Origin of the sequence: Pseudoalteromonas maris (assembly GCF_049257235.1) — a bacterium.
Lineage (GTDB): Bacteria > Pseudomonadota > Gammaproteobacteria > Enterobacterales > Alteromonadaceae > Pseudoalteromonas.
In genome coordinates, this window is the sequence record NZ_JBMMUF010000010.1 from 52,658 (window position 1) to 74,538 (window position 21,881).

Annotated in this window: 15 protein-coding genes; 12 read left to right on the top strand and 3 right to left on the bottom strand. The window is 46.3% G+C overall.

Annotated elements, in window-relative coordinates; translation table 11 throughout:
* Positions 1-140: 140 nt before the first annotated feature.
* A complete protein-coding gene (gene nhaD / locus AAEU32_RS13285) occupies positions 141-1,388 on the bottom strand; it encodes a sodium:proton antiporter NhaD (protein WP_421971020.1) in 1,248 nt (415 codons plus the stop codon).
* Positions 1,389-1,692: 304 nt separating this feature from the next.
* On the opposite strand from nhaD, the gene AAEU32_RS13290 reads away from it, so the two are divergent.
* The 4 genes from AAEU32_RS13290 to AAEU32_RS13305 all read left to right on the top strand — a co-directional run bounded on the left by AAEU32_RS13290 (position 1,693) and on the right by AAEU32_RS13305 (position 7,806).
* A complete protein-coding gene (locus AAEU32_RS13290; protein ID WP_421971021.1) occupies positions 1,693-2,973 on the top strand; it encodes an MksB family condensin complex protein in 1,281 nt (426 codons plus the stop codon).
* Complete coding sequence (locus AAEU32_RS13295; RefSeq protein WP_421971022.1) at positions 2,970-3,524, top strand: condensin complex protein MksE; 555 nt, start codon at positions 2,970-2,972, stop codon at positions 3,522-3,524. Before AAEU32_RS13290 ends, AAEU32_RS13295 begins: the two co-directional genes overlap by 4 nt.
* The gene (locus AAEU32_RS13300) at positions 3,525-6,311 is read left to right on the top strand and encodes an Mks condensin complex protein MksF (RefSeq protein WP_421971023.1); all 2,787 of its coding nucleotides are present in this window, start codon (positions 3,525-3,527) and stop codon (positions 6,309-6,311) included.
* Positions 6,312-6,519: 208 nt separating this feature from the next.
* On the top strand, positions 6,520-7,806 hold the full coding sequence (locus tag AAEU32_RS13305) for a Glu/Leu/Phe/Val family dehydrogenase (RefSeq protein ID WP_421971024.1): 1,287 nt from the start codon (positions 6,520-6,522) through the stop codon (positions 7,804-7,806).
* Here the strand turns inward: AAEU32_RS13305 and AAEU32_RS13310 are convergent.
* Positions 7,788-8,378, bottom strand: a complete 591-nt coding sequence (locus AAEU32_RS13310; protein WP_421971025.1) for a TetR/AcrR family transcriptional regulator — start codon at positions 8,376-8,378, stop codon at positions 7,788-7,790. The two genes, AAEU32_RS13305 and AAEU32_RS13310, sit on opposite strands and share 19 nt — an antisense overlap.
* Positions 8,379-8,636: 258 nt before the next feature.
* Between AAEU32_RS13310 and AAEU32_RS13315 the strand changes: the two genes are divergently transcribed.
* The 8 genes from AAEU32_RS13315 to bamE all read left to right on the top strand — a co-directional run bounded on the left by AAEU32_RS13315 (position 8,637) and on the right by bamE (position 20,410).
* A complete protein-coding gene (locus AAEU32_RS13315; RefSeq protein ID WP_421971026.1) occupies positions 8,637-9,824 on the top strand; it encodes an efflux RND transporter periplasmic adaptor subunit in 1,188 nt (395 codons plus the stop codon).
* A gap of 7 nt (positions 9,825-9,831) precedes the next feature.
* On the top strand, positions 9,832-13,005 hold the full coding sequence (locus tag AAEU32_RS13320; RefSeq protein ID WP_421971027.1) for an efflux RND transporter permease subunit: 3,174 nt from the start codon (positions 9,832-9,834) through the stop codon (positions 13,003-13,005).
* Between the two features lie 131 nt (positions 13,006-13,136).
* Positions 13,137-13,745, top strand: coding sequence for a PilZ domain-containing protein (locus tag AAEU32_RS13325; protein ID WP_421971028.1), 609 nt, complete (start codon positions 13,137-13,139; stop codon positions 13,743-13,745).
* A gap of 135 nt (positions 13,746-13,880) precedes the next feature.
* Entirely contained in the window at positions 13,881-14,921 is a 1,041-nt protein-coding gene (locus AAEU32_RS13330) for an agmatine deiminase family protein (protein WP_421971029.1), read from the top strand.
* The gene (locus tag AAEU32_RS13335; protein ID WP_421971030.1) at positions 14,921-15,817 is read left to right on the top strand and encodes a carbon-nitrogen hydrolase; all 897 of its coding nucleotides are present in this window, start codon (positions 14,921-14,923) and stop codon (positions 15,815-15,817) included. Before AAEU32_RS13330 ends, AAEU32_RS13335 begins: the two co-directional genes overlap by 1 nt.
* Positions 15,818-15,830: 13 nt before the next feature.
* Positions 15,831-19,304: a transcription-repair coupling factor gene (gene mfd / locus AAEU32_RS13340; protein ID WP_421971031.1), complete on the top strand. Its 3,474-nt coding sequence runs from the start codon at positions 15,831-15,833 to the stop codon at positions 19,302-19,304.
* Positions 19,305-19,309: 5 nt separating this feature from the next.
* On the top strand, positions 19,310-20,137 hold the full coding sequence (locus AAEU32_RS13345) for a CsiV family protein (RefSeq protein ID WP_421971032.1): 828 nt from the start codon (positions 19,310-19,312) through the stop codon (positions 20,135-20,137).
* A gap of 21 nt (positions 20,138-20,158) precedes the next feature.
* Complete coding sequence (bamE, locus tag AAEU32_RS13350; RefSeq protein WP_421971033.1) at positions 20,159-20,410, top strand: outer membrane protein assembly factor BamE domain-containing protein; 252 nt, start codon at positions 20,159-20,161, stop codon at positions 20,408-20,410.
* Between the two features lie 37 nt (positions 20,411-20,447).
* On the opposite strand, the gene AAEU32_RS13355 is transcribed toward bamE, so the two are convergent.
* Positions 20,448-21,815: a hypothetical protein gene (locus AAEU32_RS13355; RefSeq protein ID WP_421971034.1), complete on the bottom strand. Its 1,368-nt coding sequence runs from the start codon at positions 21,813-21,815 to the stop codon at positions 20,448-20,450.
* Positions 21,816-21,881: the final 66 nt, after the last annotated feature.

Genomic DNA, 21,881 nt, shown 5'->3' on the forward strand with positions numbered 1-21,881 from the left:
CCTTAGATAATGTATCAGCGGGTTATCAAGTGCAAATATTGGCGTTAATTAGGTGGGAATCTAATTGGGTATCAGGTGATATCATCGGCCAAGAAGATGCGAGTGAAAGCCTGTTTCACTCGCATTGACGTCTTGGAGGGTTAAATAAAGGTACCCATGAAAAAGGCACCTACGTAGCCGACTGAGTACGCAATTAACAGGTAAAAGGTGTTGCGTAAATAGCTACCAAATGTCAAATCGTGAACTTTACTCATGGCAATAATACCCGCCGCAGAGCCAATCACTAACATCGAGCCGCCCACCCCAGTGGCATAAGTAAAGGCCAGCCAATTTTGCGTATCCATATGAATATCTGCTTTGAGTAGCGCAGCGGTCAATGGCACGTTATCAATCGCGGCTGAGAGTAACCCCATGAGGTAGTTGGCTTCACGCGGTGATAACACTTCATATAAATGGGAAACTTGTGCAAGTACCCCCACCTCTTTGAGTGCACCCACCAGCATTAGCACACCAACAAAGAATAATAACGTGTCGTACTCAATCTCACGTATGTAATCGATTATTTGCTTATTCACATCTTTCTTACGCATTAGGAACTGTGCAGTGAGAAACATCAAAGACAAACCGAACAAGAAAGTAAGTAACGGCGGGATTTCATAGAGCACGCTCAGCGTTAACGTCGCGACTACGGTAGATAAGAAGATGACCGAAATAGTGATATCTGTTTTTTCTATTTTCTTGCGCTCACCTAAATCAAAGGTGACACGTCCTCTCATCTTCATCGATAACAAGGTCGCCAACACAATCACGCTTATTGCAGCAGGCGCAATTAACAGCAACAAATTACCAATTGTTACCTTATCTGCAAGAAAGATCATCAGGGTCGTGACGTCCCCGGTGATCAGCGATACACCACCGGAGTTTACGGCAAAGATAATTAAGGTCGCGTATTTAACCAGCTTTCTGCCATCGAGGTTTAATGACATTACTACCGCAAGGGATACCAAGGTCGCGGTGATATTGTCGGAAATCGATGAGAATAAAAACGCAAATCCAGCAACTAGGAACATCAACTTACGTTCACTGATGGATTTTGGCAAAACCCGCTGCACCAAATTTTGAATAAATCCCTTTGAGTTAAGGTATGCAACGAACGTCATCGCTGCCATTAGGAATAGCCACAAGGTCGCAATTTCTAATATATTTTCATTCAATTCATGTTTGATGTGGTCAACAGAATGACCGTGTAGCGGAGAGATAAAGAGGATTATCCAGCACAATGTACCGAAAAACAGCGTGGTTTTAGCTTTATTAACGTGAATGACATCTTCCACGACAATAAGCACAAAGGCCACGGCAATGAGCGTCAATATGAGCGCACCGACCATTTTAGGTAATATTCCTTGCTAATAACGACAAAAAAGCACAACCAAGTAAAGGGGTCAAAATCACGACCAATTTGTTAAAAATAACAAACTTAGCAATACCATGAGTTTTTAACAGACCGTTAAAGCCTGCAAGCGGCGCGAATTCTATCACTAGATGGTCGTTGGGGCTATCAGCGAAACAGATTTAATGACAATTTTTTTACATTTTCTTTGTAAACCTCAAGCAACAACTGAAAAGCTATTTTACCACCCCCCTGCATTGGTTATAATCTTCATCTATTGCCAAGCACTTAGAACTAACATAATGATAATTGCCAAACGTGTACTCAATACCCTGAACGAGTTATGGCCAGTGCTAGAAACCCTAATGAAACGTTTCAAAATGGGAGATTTCAGCGTAAAGGAAGTGCAAAGCGTTATAAAGCAGCATTTTCCCCATTATTCTGGCGCGCAAATTTATAAAGAAACGAACCGGCTACTTAGCCAAGACATATTAGTACCTCTTGCAAAATCATCACAACTTGAGATCAATCGCGCTGTTAGTGATTTTGCAGCGTATTTGCTACAAGATGAGAGTTTAGGGCTGGCGGGCGAAATCCACGTTTTGGTCGAAGACCTAGAACGGGTGAGTAACAAGCTCGAACAAGCGGTTAATGACAATGATTACGGCGACATTAGCCGTTACACCCGCATAATGGATGAACGGGTACGTAAAATAATTAAGCTGTACCAACACAATGAAAACGCCATATATAACTTGGTAGAGCAAGCCAAATCCAATAGTTCAACCTTGTCTTTAGCGAAACGCTATAAAGCGGTGATTGAAGCATTTGATGAATACATTGAGCCCATGCTTGAAATGCTCGATATCAATGGTGCGTTTCAAGTGTGCTTTGACGCTATCGAGCACAACCTTACCGAGCACCTATTGATACTCAAACAAACTGGCCGCAGCAGTGTCACCATACGCATGTTAGAGCAGCTGCGTACCCGCATTCTAGATATGCATTCAATCGGTCGCCAAAGCCTAACCCAAAGCGCAGATATGCTGATGCCGCTTCGCGAAGAGTTACGCCAAAACACCTTGATCACGCGCCAAGCGGCGAAGGTGCTTAGTCTCATTCGTAAGCGCGGATTGGACAATGTCATGAGCGCCCACCAGCCGTTTTTCGCCTCAGAGACACAACATCATCAACTCGGTAGCAATGCACAGCTGGTGTCGTATATGGCCGGACTGACTGAGTTTGAAGAACACGAATATGAAATGCCTGATGCAAGTACCGTTTCAGCCTATCAGCCACCACACATTCCAAGCTTTAAGGATGTACGCGCGCTATTTAAACCGGCTAAGCGTTCAAGCTCCAAGGGCAAACAACAAGTCATTGATGTGTTAAACCAGCACTACCCTGAACTCGAATCAGATGAGCTGTTATATCTCTATCAAAAGCTTATCAATGACCCAACAATGACCTTGTCACAAAGTGACACACCACAATACAAAACACTGGCTGGACAACGCTTCTCCTTGTACCCCTTCGTTGATGCCAGTGAACAAGAACAATCAAAGAGTAAAACCACCCTATGAGCACCTTAGATTTAAGCCAGCTTACCCAGCTGCAATACATTAATAAAAAGCTTGTGAGCGGCTATCACATTAGCGAACAAGATAACCTTGCTTGGCAAGAGTTAGACCAGCATCAACAGCAATATGATGCGCTGTTCACAGCCTTAGGACACAACCTAGTGCATGATGCCAGGGGCTTTTTCTATTTCGCCAGCGACGAAGGCACCGCGAATATGGGGAAGATCTCACGCGCTATTGCATTGTTTATTTATACCCTTATTGAACAATACGCCAACAAGGGCCAAGACCCGATGCGGGCTTTGTTCGACAAAGATGTCGACTTGGAAGTATGCCAAGAATTGGTGTTAAACAACAAAGCCTTATTTGATCAGCTGGAGATTTTCTCTGGCACAGATTTACGCAAAGATGTGTTGATGCGCATGGTGCGCCTGGGCATGGCCAAAGCAAAAGACAAAGAAACCCTATTTCGTATATTAGCTCCTATTCATCGCTACCTAGATGCATTATTGGAAGTCAATGACGATGCGTTTGAAAGTGCGGAGGAAGTATAAATGCAGCAATTACACGGACTAAGTAAACTCGCCCTTTTAAACACTGCGGGCTACGCAAAATGTGTTATCCCATTGGACAAAAGTAGCTCGATTTGCGCGCCCAACAATACCGGCAAGAGCTCGGTTATTAATGCCCTACAGTTCCCGTTAATAAACGATTTACGCCTAACCGAGTGGGATGGCCACGATTTAGAGGAAACGCGTAAGTTTTATTTCAATTCGGATCAATCCTACATTTTACTTGAGGCGGACTTGCCGCACGGCAAAGTGGTCATTGGCGTAGCAGGGCTTGGGAAAATAGCGGGCTTTGGGCATCAGTATTTTTGCTACAACGGCGCACTTAATCTTGACGATTACATGGACAACAAACGCATCGTGAAATACACACGTTTGTTTAACCATTTAAAAGATAAGGGGTTGGGCCCTATTGAACTAAAAGCGCAGGAGCTAAATGCCCTACTCATTGGCGGTGCTACGCCATTTGATGGCGATATTAATTTGCGCATGATCCCTCTGAACAACGTCAGCGATGCCCCGACCTATAAAGAAATCTTTCGTCGCATGCTCAATTTACACAAACTCGGTGCAAGCGATGTAAAACGCTTTATGTTACGTGTGTTTGAGCGCCACATGTCAAACGCCAATGTCGACTTTTATGAAGTATGGCAACGCGCTTTTGACAAAGTTAATCGCGCCCGCCGTGAGCTTAACGCGCTTGAAACCATGCAAGAGCCCATTAGTGCGCTTGAAAGTATGTTGGAGCATCAAAGTGCACTCAAAGGTAAACTGGGTGCCTTCGCGCCCAAAATTGATCTCGCCCTTGCTGAATTTGACGCCTACTACGACGACCAAAATGCCACGTTGAACGAACAGCTAGAAGAAATCGTGAGCGAGAAGGACGAGTTTGAGCAAAAGCAACGCTTGTACGTGCAACAATCTCGTGACATTGAACGCAAACTCACTGAGCTCAATGCGTGGTTTAATGACTATGACGCACTGCATCATGAGTTTGAATTGGCTGACAGCGCCACCTTACAAAGTGAGCTTAAAGCACTCAAGCAAGAGTATGAAACACTCTCACACTCGCTCAAAAGTGCCGAGGGCCAAAGCCTGCATACACTTGATTTTCGTATTAAAGAAACGCAAAAGCAGATCAAAAGCCTCAAACTGCAGCTTAAAAACCTTGAGTACAACTTGTTTACTCGCATGCGTGAAGACCTTTCACTCAAAGAAGTGGAAGAGATTTCGCGAATTCTCAACCCGGATTTATTGTCTTTTGCGACCACCAGCGGTGGCGAGATCACGATTGAAGATGAAGACGCGTTTGGCGATTTCCTCACGTTACTGAGTCAAGCGGTTCGCGGCGCTGAATTAGTGCTACCGGGAGCAACAATCTCATTAAAGAAACTGCCTGTTGTGCAAATGCAAAGTGGTGCGGATAAAGCGCAACTCACAGAGCAATTGCAATCACTTGAGCGCTCACTAAGCGATTTAAAAGCACAACGCGACGTGGCGGCCGATGTGGCGGGTAAGCAAGCAGAACGCGATGCGCTTTATGAGCAGTTGATGAGCCAAGAAGCGGCGTTGAAACGCTTCGAACAATACCAAGTGATGTTGCGCTCCATTGATGCGCAACAAGCATTGCAAGAAAGCATGTGTGCAGAGCAAGAAGAGGTGGATGCGCACCTAAGCGAAGTACAACAAAATGCTGCTGGCATCGCCGATAGACGGGCAATCATTAACGCTAAAAAAGAGGCTTTGGAGCGTCAAAAAGCGCGCTTGCAGCAAGTGAAGAGCGAACGATTAGACCACACCTTGGATTTTATCTCAGGGAAAGTCACGCCTTATCTTATCGACGTCAATGTCGATTTAGATGCACTGGCCGATACCATTCACAGCTTTAACAAAGATTGCCAAGAACTACGTAACTTTGACATTAACGTACGCAATACTTACTTGCATATCTACAATGCCGGTATCACAAAATTTGATAACGAAAGTGATGAATTGAGTAAATACCAAAAGCTCATCAGCGCCTATCACAATATCGATAACGAACGTGAAGCGGTTGAGCGCCAAGCACGTGTGGCACTCACCGATGTGGCGGCGACTATCAAGGGGCTGCGTCAGGACTTGAATCGCTTAACATCTGAAATGCGGCTATTTAACAAGGGCATCGGTGAGCATAAGATCTCAAACCTTCAGGGCTTCAAAATAGAAGTTATGCCACGCGCCATGTTGGTAAAGAGCATCGACACTATTTTGGCAACGTCTGACTTGTACGAGCAAGGCGATAGTCTTGACTTACTTAGCGACCAAGATGTGCGAGAAAGTGAAGTGAACGACGCCAAAGATCAGCTCATCAAGCTTGCCTCTGAAAAAGCGGGCCTCACGCTGAGCGACTTGTTTGATATTCGCTTTGAGGTAATTAACCGCGCCGGCGAGACTGAGTACTTCGATAAAATTGATTCTGCAGGCTCCAATGGCACGCGTATAACCATCAAACTACTGTGTGGCATGTTGTTTATCCGCCACCTGTTGTCTGATAAAGAAAAGAGCCAATACCGCGTGCCGCTTTATATCGATGAGGCCGCAGACATCGACCCTCAGAACCAGCAGGCAATCATTGAAACCGCATTGAGTTTCGGTTTTGTGCCCATTTTCGCCTCAGTTAAACCGCAAATTAGCTGTGATTATATTGTTCCCATCCGCACCTTGGGCGATGGCAAACAAAACTGGGTGGATGAAAAAGACTGGATCCGCGTGGAAAAAGAAGACGTGGCGTAACAGTCTCATCATTATTAAAAAGGAGCCAATGGCTCCTTTTTTAACGCGCATACACATTTCAAAGACCTAAATTCACCGTAACGTCAATTAACAGCCTATCCTTTAGCAATACAACAACCCTTTCATTGCGTTAAACAAAAATAGCAACAAAGTGAACCGTTCTTTGGGTCATTTCGTTAGCTTGAATAACATTAAACAAGGAGGACTGATGAGCGACTCAGTATTTGACGACGCAGTAGCACGACTAACGAGAATAGGCGAGATGACTGGCTGCTCCTCGCAGGTAATTAATGCCCTAAGCCACCCTAACGCCATGATGCATGTGAACGTAGAAGTACGTATGGATGATGGCCACATCCATTATTTCCCAGGTTATCGCTGTCAACACAACCATGTGCTTGGCCCAACCAAAGGCGGTATTCGCTTTCACCCTGACGTTGATGCCGCTGAGGTTCAAGCTTTGGCGCTGTGGATGACACTCAAGTGTGCCGTAGTCAATTTACCTTTTGGCGGTGCCAAAGGTGGCGTCAGTGTCGACCCCAAAGCCCTTTCTCCTATGGAACTCGAGAGACTATCCCGCGCATATGTGCGTGCCATGGCAGATTTCATAGGGCCCGAGCGCGATATACCCGCTCCAGATGTATACACCAACGCCCTGATCATGGGGTGGATGATGGATGAATATGAAAAAATCACCCGCGTTAAAAACCCTGCGGTGATCACAGGCAAGCCCATTGCACTCGGTGGTAGTCTTGGCCGTGATGACGCAACTGGTCGAGGGGCCTATCTGTGTATCAAAGAATTGCAAAAGCGCGACTGCCTAACACCTGAAGAAACGACTGTGGCGGTTCAAGGGTTTGGTAATGGCGGCTATCATGTTGCACGATTACTCGCAGAAGATGGCTATAAAGTGGTGGCCGTAAGCGACTCCCAAGGTGGGATCTATCGCTCTGAAGGCTTGGATATAAAAAGCGTCTACCAGCAAAAGCAAGAACATAAAGAGCTAAAAGCTATCTATTGTGATGGCTCAGTATGTGAGACCCGTGAACACGACACCCTGAGTAACGACGAGCTGCTGACCCTTGATGTCGACATTCTAATCCCCGCCGCACTGGACAGTGTGATCACCACTGACAATGCCAATGGCATCAAGGCGCGTTATCTCGTTGAGATTGCCAATGGCCCGGTCACCAGTGATGCAGACGCAATACTCAAAGACAAAGGCATCATCGTCATACCCGATATTCTCGCCAATGCCGGTGGCGTGACGGTAAGCTACTTTGAGTGGGTGCAAAATCGCACAGGCTACCGGTGGGATAAAGATAAAGTTCGTGATGAGCTACATACGGTGATGAGTAACGCATTCAACCAAGCCAATGAGCTGGTGCAAAATAAGGGGCTCGATTTTCGCGATGCTGTCTATGCTGTCGCCCTCACCCGCTTGAGCGAAGGCATTGAAGCTCATGGCACCCCTGACTATTTTAACGGTGGTTGAGTAAATAAACGACTGGTTGCGGCAACGACTTCATCCAATTTTTCTTTTTCAATGGGTTGTTGCCACTTAATTAGCTGGTCCCAATACGCCACTTTTTTCAAGCTGCCCAAAAACACGGTCATAGCCACATCAGCAGAGATTCCGTTTAACACCCCTTCGCTGTGTGCTTGGTCAAACCAAGTGCACGCGCCTTGCTCACAACTTTTTAATCGCTCTTCGAGCTTGGCTGCACGTTTTTTTGAGCGCAAAGATTCAATGATAATGATGCGAGACAGTGTGAGGTAATCCTTGTCCTGTGTGAGACTAAAAAACAGTTCAGCAACAGCCTGTAACTGCTCTTGCACTGGGGTATGTGGGCAATAAGGGCGCTGCTGCAAAGGCCTGATACGCTCAACCAGTAAGTCAACAACACCATCGAATAACTGCTCTTTACCGCCGTAATATTTATACAGGGTACGTTTTGACACTTTCGCCTTAGTCGCGACAGCTTCCATTGTGGTGCCGGCAAGACCTCGCTGTGCAAATAGTGCAATAGCGGCTGCCATAACGGCTTGTTGTTTGGAACTACTCATTGATTGCCTCTTCGTTAACAAACCGAAGTATAACGAATCCAGAAGAAAATGACACAAGGTAAACGCAAAAGTATACCTTGACGAAAAAAAGGTATACACTAGCGTTTACTCATTGGCCGTGTTTTGCACTCTTTTCTCTCACCACACACGCGAATGAGACCTGTACTCTATACTCGATGAAATAGTGTTAGTTGTGTGGCAAATACAACCAACATGAATGCTATTAATGACACACTTAGCAAAGGAAACGCTGATATTATGCGCCGTAATTTTTTTACACATACTGTTCGTCCAACATTACTGACCCTTGTCAGTGCAATGGCAATCAGTGCATGTTCCGAACAGGCACCACAACAAGGTGGCGGTTCAATGCCTCCTGCACAAGTACAAACGCTTAGTGCGCAACCGCTTGATGCACCATTTATTATTACTGTTCCTGCCACGGTATCAGGCTCAAAAGAAGTTGAAATTCGTGCCCGCGTAAGCGGTGTTTTAGAATCACGAAACTTTTCAGAGGGTCAAAAGGTCACAGCCGGAGAATCGCTGTTTACCATTGACTTAGGGCCGTATCAACTTGCCTACGAACAAGCACAAGCTGCGGTTGAAGCTGCCAAAGCGCGATTAGAGCAAGCTCAACGTGAAAGTAAACGTCTAGCAAAGCTTCGCGAAGATAAGTCAGTATCCCAACGCGATTACGACAACGCACTATCAAGCGTTGAAATTGCTAAAGCCGATCTCAGTGCTACTGAGTCACATTTGCGCGAAGCGAAATTAAACCTCGATTATGCGCAAGTGAAAGCGCCTGTAAGTGGCATTATGGGGCGTGAACAGGTGTCTGAAGGAACCTACGTGTCAGGCCCAGAAGTTCTGCTTACACAAATGACCGCCATGGACCCTGTACGTGTAAGATTTGGGCTCTCAGAGCGCGAGCAATTGACGATGCGTCAAGAACAAAAACGCGGCCAACTGAGCCTGCCGCAAGACGGTCGCTGGACTACGAAATTACGCCTGCAAGATGGTTCATCCTATGAGCATATCGGCGAGGTTAACTTTACCGATGTGCGCATTAATGCCAACACGGGCACCTCTGAGTTCCAAGCGATCGTGCCAAACCCGGATTTTAGCCTTCGTCCGGGGCAATTTGTGCAAGTTGAATTAATCGGCGCGGTGCGTAAAGGTACATTTGCAGTACCTCAGCGTGCTGTTTTAGACAACGGCACAGGTAAATTTGTGTATGTTGTGGGCCAAAATGAGCAAGGTATGACGATTGCCCGTCCAGCTCCAGTAGAGGTTGGCGAATGGTATCGTAAACAAGACGGCGACAATGTTGAAAATCTCTGGATTATTCGCAGCGGTCTAAAACAAGGTGACGAAGTCATTGTCGAAGGTATGGCGCGAATTTTCTTCCCAGGCATGCCTGTTTCTGTAAACAACGACAAAGGATAAGGTCTGTATGTTTTCGCGTTATTTTATAGATAGGCCCATATTCGCCTTCGTTATTTCGATAGTTATTGTGCTTGCAGGTCTGGCCGCCATGCGCGCCCTCCCCATTGCTCAATATCCAGAAATTGCGCCGCCAGTGGTGCAAGTAACTGCTACTTACCCAGGTGCCTCCGCAGAAGTGCTTGAACAAACCGTGGCTGCGCCACTAGAAAATGCCATCACGGGTGTTGAAGGCATGATGTATATGTCATCAACCTCAAGCAGTGCAGGTGCAACAACCATTGAAGTAACCTTTGAAATAGGCACCGATGCCGATCAAGCTGCGGTAAACGTAAACAACCGCGTGAAACAGGTTGAAGCGCGTTTACCTGAAGAAACTCGCCGCCAAGGTGTGGTGGTACAAAAAGGTTCATCAAGCTTTTTACAGGTTCATGCCTTCTATTCACCTGATGGCACCCGTTCATCGCTTTGGACTTCAAACTACGTCACCTTGAATATTCTCGACCGCATCAAGCGTATTCCGGGCACCACTAACGTACAAATCTTTGGTGCCAAAGACTATGCGATGCGCATTTGGCTACGTCCCGATGTAATGAGCCAACTGGGTGTGACAGTTAATGAAATCACCAATGCCATACGTGAGCAAAACTCACAGTATGCAGCCGGTAAAATTGGCGCATCGCCAACAACAATGTCACCGCAATCACTGGTATACAGTGTCACTGCTCGTGGTCGTATGTCCGAACCCCAAGAGTTTGAAAATATTATTATCCGTGCCAACGCCGATGGCAGCTCGTTACGTTTGAAAGATGTTGCGCGCGTAGAGCTGGGTTCACAAAACCATGATTTTGATGGCAGCTTTAATGGTAATGAGGCTGTGCTTCTGGGTATTTTCTTACAACCGGGTGCCAATGCTTTGGAAGTAGCTGAGCAAGTTGCTGTTGTTGTTGATGAGCTAAAGCCGCAATTCCCTTCAGGACTTGAACATGTTGTCTCCTACGACACAACGCGTTTTGTTAAAGTCTCGATTCGTGAAGTGCTTATCACCCTTGGCGAAGCCATGGTATTGGTGTTTCTTGTTGTTTACCTGTTTTTGCAAAACTGGCGCGCAACACTTATTCCAACACTTGCTGTTCCAGTATCCTTACTAGGCACCTTCGCGGGCATGTACATGCTTGGCTACTCAATCAATACGCTTACTTTATTTGGTATGGTGTTGTCCATCGGGATTGTGGTTGATGACGCCATCGTTGTCCTAGAAAACGTTGAGCGCATCATGCATGAAGAGCATGTCAGTGCAAGAGATGCGGCTATCAAGGCCATGCAAGAGGTATCCGGCCCCGTAGTCGCTATTGTACTGGTATTGTGCTCAGTATTTGTGCCAATTGCCTTTTTAGGTGGCCTAACGGGCGAGTTATTCCGCCAATTTGCCATCACTATCTCTATTGCTGTGAGCTTATCAGGTGTTGTTGCACTGACGATGACACCTGCCTTGTGTGTGTTAATCCTAAAACAAGAGCACAAGCAAACTGCACGCTTCTTTGTGTGGTTTAACAACTTCTTCGCAAAGATCACCAACAAATATGTCGGTGCTGTAGGTTTTATGGTTCGCCGCGGCGCTCTAGGATTAGTCTTAATGATTGCCATGGTCAGTGCCACCGTTGGCATTTGGCAAAAAACACCAAGCTCTTTGGTGCCAGATGAAGACCAAGGCTTTTATATTTCAGCGATTTTCTTACCCGATGGCGCGTCATTGGAGCGCACTGCCGAGGTTGTTGATGAAGTGGTAGCGGCGGTAAAATCAAACCCTGCGAACGAAGCGGTCGCTGCATTCACTGGCTTTGACTTTATTGGCGGCGGCTTTAAAAACAATGCAGCCACGTTGTTTGTAACCCAAAAACACTGGGATGAGCGTGAGGTAGATACGCAGTCACTTGTCGGTGAGTTATTTGCAAAAACAGCGCACATTAACGAAGCCTTGGTTCTTGCCTTCAACCCCCCTGCTATCTTCGGTCTAGGCACCACTGGCGGATTTGAGTTTTACATTCAGAACAAAGGCGCTGGTGGGCCAGAAAAACTGCAACAAGCCATGCAGCTGTTTATGGCCGAAGCACAAAAGAGCCCAATTATCGGCAGTGTACAAACGCTGTGGCGTCCAGATGCACCGCAATTAAAAGTCGATATAGACCGTGAACAGGCGCGTGCTATGGGTGTGAATATCAATGACGCATTCAATACCCTAGCTGGCACACTTGGAACTTATTATGTGAATGATTTCAATAAGTTTGGTCGTGCTTGGCAGGTACTTATGTCGGCAGATGCACAGTATCGTATGCAACCACAAGACATTGGCCGTATTTACGTAAAAAGTAACACTGGCGAAATGGTACCCATGTCAGCGTTTACCTCTATCGAATTCACTCGTGGCCCAGATAGTATGTCGCGCTACAACAACTTACCCGCCGTTAAGTTGCTAGGTTCAGCAGCACCTGGTTACAGCTCTGGACAAGCCATTGCTGAAGTGGAGCGTATTGCAAAACAAGTACTGCCCGCAGATATGACTTACGACTGGACGGGATCGGCATTCCAAGAAAAACGCAGCTCTGGTACTACAGGCTTAGCATTAGGACTTGCTGTGATTATGGTGTTCTTGATCCTCGCAGCCTTGTATGAGCGCTGGTCATTACCACTATCAGTCATGTTAGCACTGCCGTTTGGCACCTTTGGCGCGCTTATCTCGATTTGGATTGCGGGGCTCACCAATGATGTGTATTTCCAAATAGGTCTAGTGACCCTTCTGGGACTCGCTGGTAAAAACGCAATATTGATTGTTGAGTATGCGCTGATGAAGCACCAGCAAGGTTGGAGCGCTGCTACTGCGGCATTGGAAGCGGCAAGGCTACGTTTTCGCCCAATCATTATGACCTCATTGGCCTTTATCCTAGGTGTCGTGCCATTAGTGCTTAGTTCTGGCGCTGGAGCCGGTGCTCGCCACAGTGTTGGTACAGGGGTGATGGGCGGTATGATGGCTGCCACCTTCTTGGCGGTATTCTTTGTGCCTCTGTTCTTTTTCTGGTTAACACAACGCCGTTTAGGCGAGAAGCGTTCGCGCAAAGAGTTAGCCGATGAAATTGCAGAGCATCACAAAAAAGAAAACGTTGATTGCCCAGAAGGCATTGTGTAACGCTCAACGTAGACTAAGTAGTTCAAAAGGGGCGCATTTTGCGCCTCTTTTGTGTTGTGCACAGTCCCCACCCCTTTTAAATTTAGCTAATGACAGCTAGTATTGAAAAATCAGCAGCTTAAGAGATATGTATGGCACGCACTAAGGGCGAGTTATTCGCCGAGTTTTTTCAAATTCAAGAACCCGTTAGTATCGTCGTAGAACCTGTTCGCGAAGATGAAGTTCCCGGTACAGTCGCACTATTAGAGCGCGATATTCCGCCTTTGTTTAAGCTTGCTAATGAAGTCAATACACTAGAGCAAAGCGCCCTTCGCCCATTACGATTACTTGGTGAAACTGCTAATGAGCTTGCTCATTATTTGCAGCTACAATCGCGCAAAATAGATCTCATTCTCAGCCACATACTGATGCAACAAAACACCGAAAAGCCCACTGAAAAAGCAAAAAGCTATGGCGGCTCTGGGTTTGTGGTAGTTAGAGACACCGCTTTGGATCAAGGCCAATTTGCCCGCTGCAAGTTGTTTTTAGACCATGAAGCTGCAGCTATCTATTGCTATGGTGAGGTGATTGAAGTGTCCCAGTGCAAGGATGGTTTTGAGCACAAGTTGCTGTTTTGCACCATCCGAGAACAAGACCAAGAATTATTGGTGCGAGCCAGCTTGCACGCGCAAACGCGTCAACTCAAAAAGCGCCATGAAGAGAAACAAGATTCTGAACAACAGGACGAAGAGCAAGACTAACGGTTTGCTCGCGTTAAAACGAGCAACCTATACTGATCACAATTTCCTATCTTGAGCACATTTAAGCACCTTATTTAGCTGACAATTAGGCCATTAATGCTAAACTAGCGGCTTGTTTTTCTGTGATTGATTGCAATGACTTTTAGATTACTTCCTGAGTGGCATCGTCAAGATGCCGTAATGCTGACGTGGCCTCATGAAAACACCGATTGGGCGCCTAATTTATCTGCTGTTGAGCATGTCTATTTCGAACTAAGTAAGCATATTAGCCAACGCCAAAAGTTGCTGCTTGTGATGGACAACAGTGAACTAAAAGAGTCGGTTAAAAACCAGCTTCCCGAGCACGGGGTGAACATGGACCATGTTATTTTTGTTGATGCACCGTGCAATGACACATGGGCACGCGATCACGGCCCTCTTACTTTAAGCGACGGCAAGCAACTCAAAGTGCTCGATTGTCAATTTACTGCCTGGGGTGGTAAGTACGAAGCTGACAAAGACAACGCCATCAATGCACACGTATTCACTCAAGCATTGAATAAAAACGCGACCACTGAGCAATCAAACTTCATCCTTGAAGGCGGCGCAATTGAAATCAATGAACATGGTGTGCTGTTGAGCACACGCGCGTGTGTACACAACAAAAACCGTAATGCGCAAATGACCAGTGAGCAAATCGACAACAGTCTCAAATCACTACTTGGTGCTGAGCATATCCTGTGGCTCAATCATGGTTACCTTGCTGGCGATGATACAGACTCGCACATAGACACTCTGGTGCGTTTTGCGCCAAATAACACCCTTGTTTATGTCCGCTGTGATGATCCACAAGATGAGCACTATCAAGAACTTGGCAAAATGGCAGACGAGCTTGTAGCACTGCGTGGCCTTCAAGGCGAAGCGTACGAGCTCATCGCGCTGCCATGGCCAAAAGCCGCGTTTAATGAAGACGGCGAGCGCCTTCCAGCTACCTACGCCAATTACCTTATTATCAACAACGCAGTTTTAGTGCCAACCTACAATGACCCTCACGACGAGGTCGCGCTGAGTCAAATAGGCAAAGCCTATCCTGATCGCGATATTATTGGCGTAGATTGCCGCGCACTGATTGAACAATTTGGCAGCCTGCATTGTGTCACTATGCAGCTCCCATATGGTTTTTTGGAGAACAAATAATGACTGCTGTTAACAACACACTGGCTGTTGCTCTTGTGCAACAGAAAAACACTGATGACAGAGAGTTTAACCTTAACAATTCCATAGAAGGTATTCGTGAAGCGGCCGCTAATGGGGCCAAATTAGTTGTGCTTCAAGAACTACACACAGGTTTGTACTTTTGCCAAAGTGAAGATGTTAATCAGTTTGATTTAGCAGAGACGATTCCAGGCCCAAGCACGGACACCCTTGGTGCCCTTGCCAAAGAACTGAATATTGTGATCGTGGCATCATTATTCGAGCGTCGTGCAGCTGGGCTCTATCACAACACCGCTGTAGTACTAGAAAGTGATGGTACGATTGCTGGAAAATACCGCAAGATGCACATCCCAGATGACCCTGGTTTCTACGAAAAGTTTTACTTTACTCCGGGCGATCTCGGTTTCGAGCCTATTAAAACATCTGTTGGTACATTGGGTGTATTGGTGTGCTGGGACCAATGGTTCCCTGAAGCAGCGCGCTTGATGGCAACCAAAGGTGCTGAAATATTAATTTATCCAACAGCGATCGGTTGGGATCCTAACGATGATGCCGAGGAACAAGCACGTCAACAAGATGCATGGGTGATCTCTCAGCGCGCGCACGCCGTAGCTAATGGGGTTTATGTTATCAGTGCCAACCGCACCGGTTTTGAAGCCGATCCGACAGGTCACAGTGCCGGTATCGAATTTTGGGGGCATTCGTTTATCGCAGGTCCTCAGGGTGAGTTCCTTGCCACTGCAAGTAACGATCAAGCACAAGTATTGAGCGCCACACTTGATCTTGCTCGCGGTGAAAGTGTACGCCGAATTTGGCCTTACCTAAGAGACCGCCGTATCGATCACTACGGTGACCTCACTAAACTCTATCGCGACTAAAACGGAGATTTCCATGCAGTTAGCGCAGTTCCTTGAATTGCCTTGGGTAAAAACGCAACAAGATAAAATCAAATGGGGTCAACTTAGCGGCAGTGCTTTAACACTCGCTGTTGGCGAGGCAGTGAACCAACATCAGCAACTCGTTGTGTTGGTTACGCCAGACACCCCAAGCGCTCTCAAGTTAGAACATGAACTTCATGCGCTACTGCCACGCGATAATGTGATGGTGTTTCCTGACTGGGAAACACTTCCTTACGATCATTTTTCGCCGCACCAAGACATTATATCGACACGCTTAAGTACGCTTAGTCGTTTAAAAGACGCCAGCCATGGTGTGCTTATCGTGCCTGTATCTACCTTGATGTTACGCGCCGCTCCCAAACAGTTTATTTATGGCAATGCCATTGTTTACAAAGTCGGTGATACGCTCAATATAGATAAACTGCGCAAACAGTTGTCAGACGCAGGATATATTCACACTCAACAAGTCATGGCGCATGGTGAATACGCAGTGCGTGGCTCTGTTGTCGACCTGTTTGCGATGGGGCAAAATGCGCCCGTACGATTTGATTTATTTGACGATGAAATCGAGGGCATGAGCCTGTTTGACGTTGACACTCAGCGTTCAAGCGAACAAATCACATCGATTAATTTACTACCTGCGCATGAGTTCGGTACCACAGACTCAGACATAGAGCGATTTCGTATTCAATACCGAGAAGCATTTGGTGCCTCAAGCGAAAAAGATTCTGTATATATGCAGGTCAGCAAAGGCTCCTTACCGCCGGGTATCGAGTACTATTTACCACTGTTTTTTGATGGCCTAGACACACTGTTTGATTACTTGCCACAAAACGCAGTGATCATGCACATGGGCGATATACAACACGGTGCACAGCGCTTTTTGGACGACGTTCATGCTCGCTATGAAAATCGTAAAGTAGATCCCCTGCGCCCGTTACTTGAACCCAGTAAGTTATATTTACCAATCGAAGAGCTCAATAGTTGTTTTAAAGACTATCCTCGCATTGAACTATCACAAGCAACCTTGCCGTTAAAAGCGGGGCATCACAACCTAGGCTGCGAGCCGCTCCCTGACGTGCGCATTGATCATGCCAAGCAACCTCCTTTTGATAAGTTTCTCGCCTATGCGCTGGAACAAAAACAGCAACACAATCGCATTGTGTTAAGCGTTGAGTCTGATGGTCGTCGTGAAGCTTTATTAACCTTGCTTAAGCCAAGTGGCTTGAAAATTACCTTATTTGATTCGTTGGCTCATGCGCTTGAAGGCGATGCCGATATTGCCCTCATCGTAGCGCCCTTTGAGCAAAGTGTGGTGCTTACTCACAATGGCAGAGTGAGCCTCATTACCGAGCAAGAACTACTTGGTATTCGGGTATCACAACGCAGGCGCAGAAAGCATAAACACCAAGCCAGCAGCGATGCCCTCATTCGCAATTTGGCAGAACTCAAAGAAGGCCAGCCTATTGTCCACCTTGATCATGGTGTGGGTCGTTACATTGGTTTGGAAACACTGGACGCTGCGGGTATTGCCACTGAATTTGTGACCATCATGTATGCCAATGATGCCAAACTCTATGTTCCTGTCGCCGCGTTGCATATGCTTAGTCGCTACTCTGGCGGTGAAGAAGCCAGTGCCCCGTTGCACAAGCTTGGCTCAGATGCATGGGAGAAAGCCAAAAAACGTGCGGCTGAAAAGGTGCGCGATGTCGCTGCTGAATTGCTCGATATTTATGCTAAGCGCCAAGCGAAACCGGGGTATAAATTCGCACTCGATGAAGCCGGTTATCGTCAGTTTAGCGATCACTTCGTATTCGAAGAAACAGACGATCAACAAAACGCCATCAACGCGGTGCTTCACGATATGCAAAGCAAAAACGCCATGGACCGTTTAGTGTGTGGTGACGTTGGCTTTGGGAAAACGGAAGTGGCAATGCGCGCAGCATATATTGCCGTAGCAGACGGTAAACAGGTAGCGGTGCTTGTACCAACCACCCTTTTGGCGCAACAGCACTTCGAGAATTTCCGCGACCGTTTTGCTGATTTCCCAGTGACAGTTGATGTGTTATCGCGATTTAAGTCAACAAAAGAGCAAAACCACACCCTCGCGCAAATTAAAGAAGGTAAAGTTGATATCGTTATTGGCACCCATAAGTTGCTACAAGAGAATATCGAGTTTGCTGATTTAGGCTTGTTAGTTGTTGATGAAGAGCACCGCTTTGGCGTGCGCCAAAAAGAAAAGATAAAAGCACTGCGTGCCGATGTAGATATTTTGACTCTCACAGCAACACCTATTCCGCGCACGTTGAATATGGCGATGAGTGGTATGCGCGATTTATCCATTATTGCTACCCCTCCGGCTAAGCGATTAGCGGTTAAAACCTTTGTACGTCAACGTGATGACGACATGATCCGTGAAGCAGTGCTGCGTGAAATTAAGCGCGGTGGTCAGGTTTATTTCTTGCACAATAACGTTGAAACCATCGAGCGTACTGCCGAAGAGATCCGCACCATTGTGCCAGAAGCAACGGTGGCCGTTGCCCACGGACAAATGCGTGAACGAGAACTCGAAAGCCTGATGAGCGACTTTTACCATCAACGCTTTAACGTGTTGGTGTGTACGACCATCATTGAAACCGGAATCGATATCCCCAGTGCTAACACCATCATTATGGACAGAGCTGATAGATTAGGACTGGCGCAGTTGCACCAATTACGTGGCCGCGTTGGCCGCAGTCATCACCAAGCCTATGCCTATTTGTTAACTCCACCACCAAAAGCGATGTCCAAAGACGCGCTAAAACGTCTTGAAGCGATTGAGTCTTTAGAAGATTTAGGCGCGGGCTTTAACCTTGCAACCCATGACTTAGAAATTCGTGGCGCGGGCGAGTTACTCGGGGATGAGCAAAGCGGGCAAATTCAAACAATCGGTTTTAGTATGTATATGGACATGCTAGAACAAGCGGTTGATGCGTTAAAAAATGGCCAAGAGCCAACCCTTGATAAGCTGATAAAGTCACACACCGAAGTAGACTTGAAACTCCCAGCGCTATTGCCTAACGATTATATCGGTGATGTAAACCTGCGCTTAGGCTTGTACAAGCGTATTGCCAGTGCCAATGATTTTGACACGCTTGATGAGCTGCAAGTGGAGTTAATTGACCGATTTGGTTTACTACCTGACGCGACAAAAAATTTATTTGCACTGCAGCAGCTGAAAATCAGAGCCGGTTCATTAGAGATCACTAAAATCGAAGCAAATCCAAAAGGTGGTTACTTTGAATTTAGTGAACATACCAAGGTGAGCCCTACGTTTATCATTGGATTAATTCAAGCAGACTCAAAACACTATAGAATGGAAGGCGCGAATCGGTTACGCTTTATGATCAGTGAGGCTAACAACAAAGAACGCCTAAAACTCATTACAGCCATGATTGCTGAGTTCGAAAACAAGGTAGGAAGTTGAAGTTAATGACAAGAATAATAGCTGTTTTGTTGGCGTCAGTGCTAAGCACTGCAAGTTATGCCCAAGATGGACGCTGGTTTGAAATTGAGGTGATGATTTTCACCCAGCCAAATGGCCAAATTACAGAAACACTGCGCAATGAAGACATTGACGTAAGCAAATACGCATTCGATCAAGATTTACTCACGAGTGCCTACCAGCGAACACTGTCGCAACTGTGCTTGGAGGGTAAAATATCCCCCCCTGTTACACCAACCCCTACAGTTGATTTTTTTGCGCAGGAACAGCCACATTCAGCCATATGTGATTACAGCCAAGCAGACTTCGGTGGTCAACAGCAGCTACCAACTGTACTGCGCTTACCAGAATTTGAACACACCGACGCACCATACCTGTTGGCCACAAGCCAACTGCAATTTAGCGACAAAATTGCTGAGTTAAAACGCCAAGGCCGCCACACGATTCTCCATACAGGTTGGCGCTTCCCTGGCCAATCAAAACGTAAGGCACCCCGCTATCGCTTGTTTGCAGGCGATGCGGTTGTTATTAAACCGCAGAATGTTAATACGCCATTGGCGGGCGCCCTGCCTCTACCAAGCACTGCGCATGCTGATGCCGCCGTGCCACTGTGGCAATTAGATGGCTTTTTAAAAGTTCATCTAAATCATTATTTGTACATCACTTCGAATTTATTGGTACGAGAGTCTGTTGATACAGACACAGACGTCAGCGCTGAATTTTCACAATTTCGACGCGTAATTTCAGGTGAGATCCATTACTTCGACCACCCGCATATTGGTATGTTGGTGCAAATTAGACGCTTTAATCACTAACACGTGACAAGGAAAACAACGATGAAAAAATCACTTTTTATTGCTATGGCAGCTGCGCTAACACTGACTGCATGTTCAAAAGTAACGCTTGAAAACTATGAACAAATCAAAGTAGGCATGGACCGCGCTGAGGTAGAAGCATTGCTTGGTAGCCCATCAGCATGTGAAGAAAAAACACTGCACACTAACTGTGTGTGGGGCTCTGACAGCAAGAACATTCAAGTAACCTTGGTATCAGACAAGGTTACTCTGTTCTCTGAAAAAGGCCTTTAAGACCCGCACTAGCAGTGCTGGATAGCCCTAGCACTGCTTACTTATCTTCAATCGCTTCAAGCGCGACGATTTTAGAACGATTGACCGTAACTTTGTAACGTTGTAAATGGCGCTCTGAGCTGTTTTTAATCGATACCAAAACCAGATTCACTTGATAACGACGCTCGACACTGTGCTTACGTATATTCTTGCCTGTAAACTCGTAGAGCTTCCCTGCACCTTTTTTCAAATACCGCACCATAGGAGCAAAGCTGATACTCATGGTATGGTTCAGTGCGTCATATCCAGGCAGGAAACCATCAACCAGCACATCCGAATCAAATTTTAGATGCAACCAATGCGCCGCCTGCTTATTTTGTTGTCGACGCTTCGAAAATATTGCATCAACATCTTCGGGAATGTCTTTTACATTGATGTATTCTAACCACACTTTTTCTTTCACTATGCGTTTTTGCGTAGTGGTGTTTAAGTAGGAATGTAACCATTTAGCCCGCCCTCGGATAATGCGCCGCCAGACAAAGTGTGTCACATCCTCTTTGAATATTTCCCGTAACCCATAAATCACGGCAAGCATGGTCACTAGACTCACGGTGATCTGGGTGAAATTAGTGCGGGCATTGAGAACAATAACCATAACCACTGACATGATAGCGGCGGTAACAAGGCCTTTAACCATGCGCTTTAGCACCGTGTTCAAATGCGTCGTTTCGCGCTTTAACACGACCCCATATTCAATGAGCCTTTGCAGCAATAACATCTTGTTAGATAGGCGATTAGGGTCATCTAACGTTGTTGTCGCATTGTAGTTTTCATTGTTACGGTGTTCGCTCTCTTCTTGGCAAAATTGCAACAGCTCGCTGCGTTGCTCTGTGTACGCGGAAGACTTTGTCATGCTGTCTAACAGCTTTAGGATCCCTTGCTCAATATGCCAACTCAGGAAGTTGTCTGCGTTGGCGTAAAAAGACATCAACTTATTGTCTTTTGGCTGGTAGCGTCGCAAACGCTTGAGTAAACGTTTCGCTTCGTCTTTGAGGGCTAACGCCCGCTCGTAAAATTGCGCCTCATCATCAATTAACACCACTTCAGCTAGATCAGTTTCCATCGCTAAACGCACTTGGTAACAATACAAGTTCAGATTCTGGCGATATTCTTGCTCATCCCCCCTCACCTTGCTCACATAACGACTGCGCACTAAGGGTAAATGGATGCCACTGGCGTTATACGCTAAACGGCTGCGAATGTGGTTATAGTAAAAATGCTCTTCAGTGAGGGTATTGGGATTGATCCCCATCTCATTAGGGATACAAAAATACAATTCGGTGCGGGTCTTGGATTTGGGTAACAAAGACTGGCTTATGAGTAAGCGCAGACCTTCGTCTAGTTTGAGCGAGGCGGTATCGTGCAAGCAGCAAGTCCCTTATTTTATTGATAAATTAAGTATAACCTAAATTTTAGAATAAAAAAAAAGCCT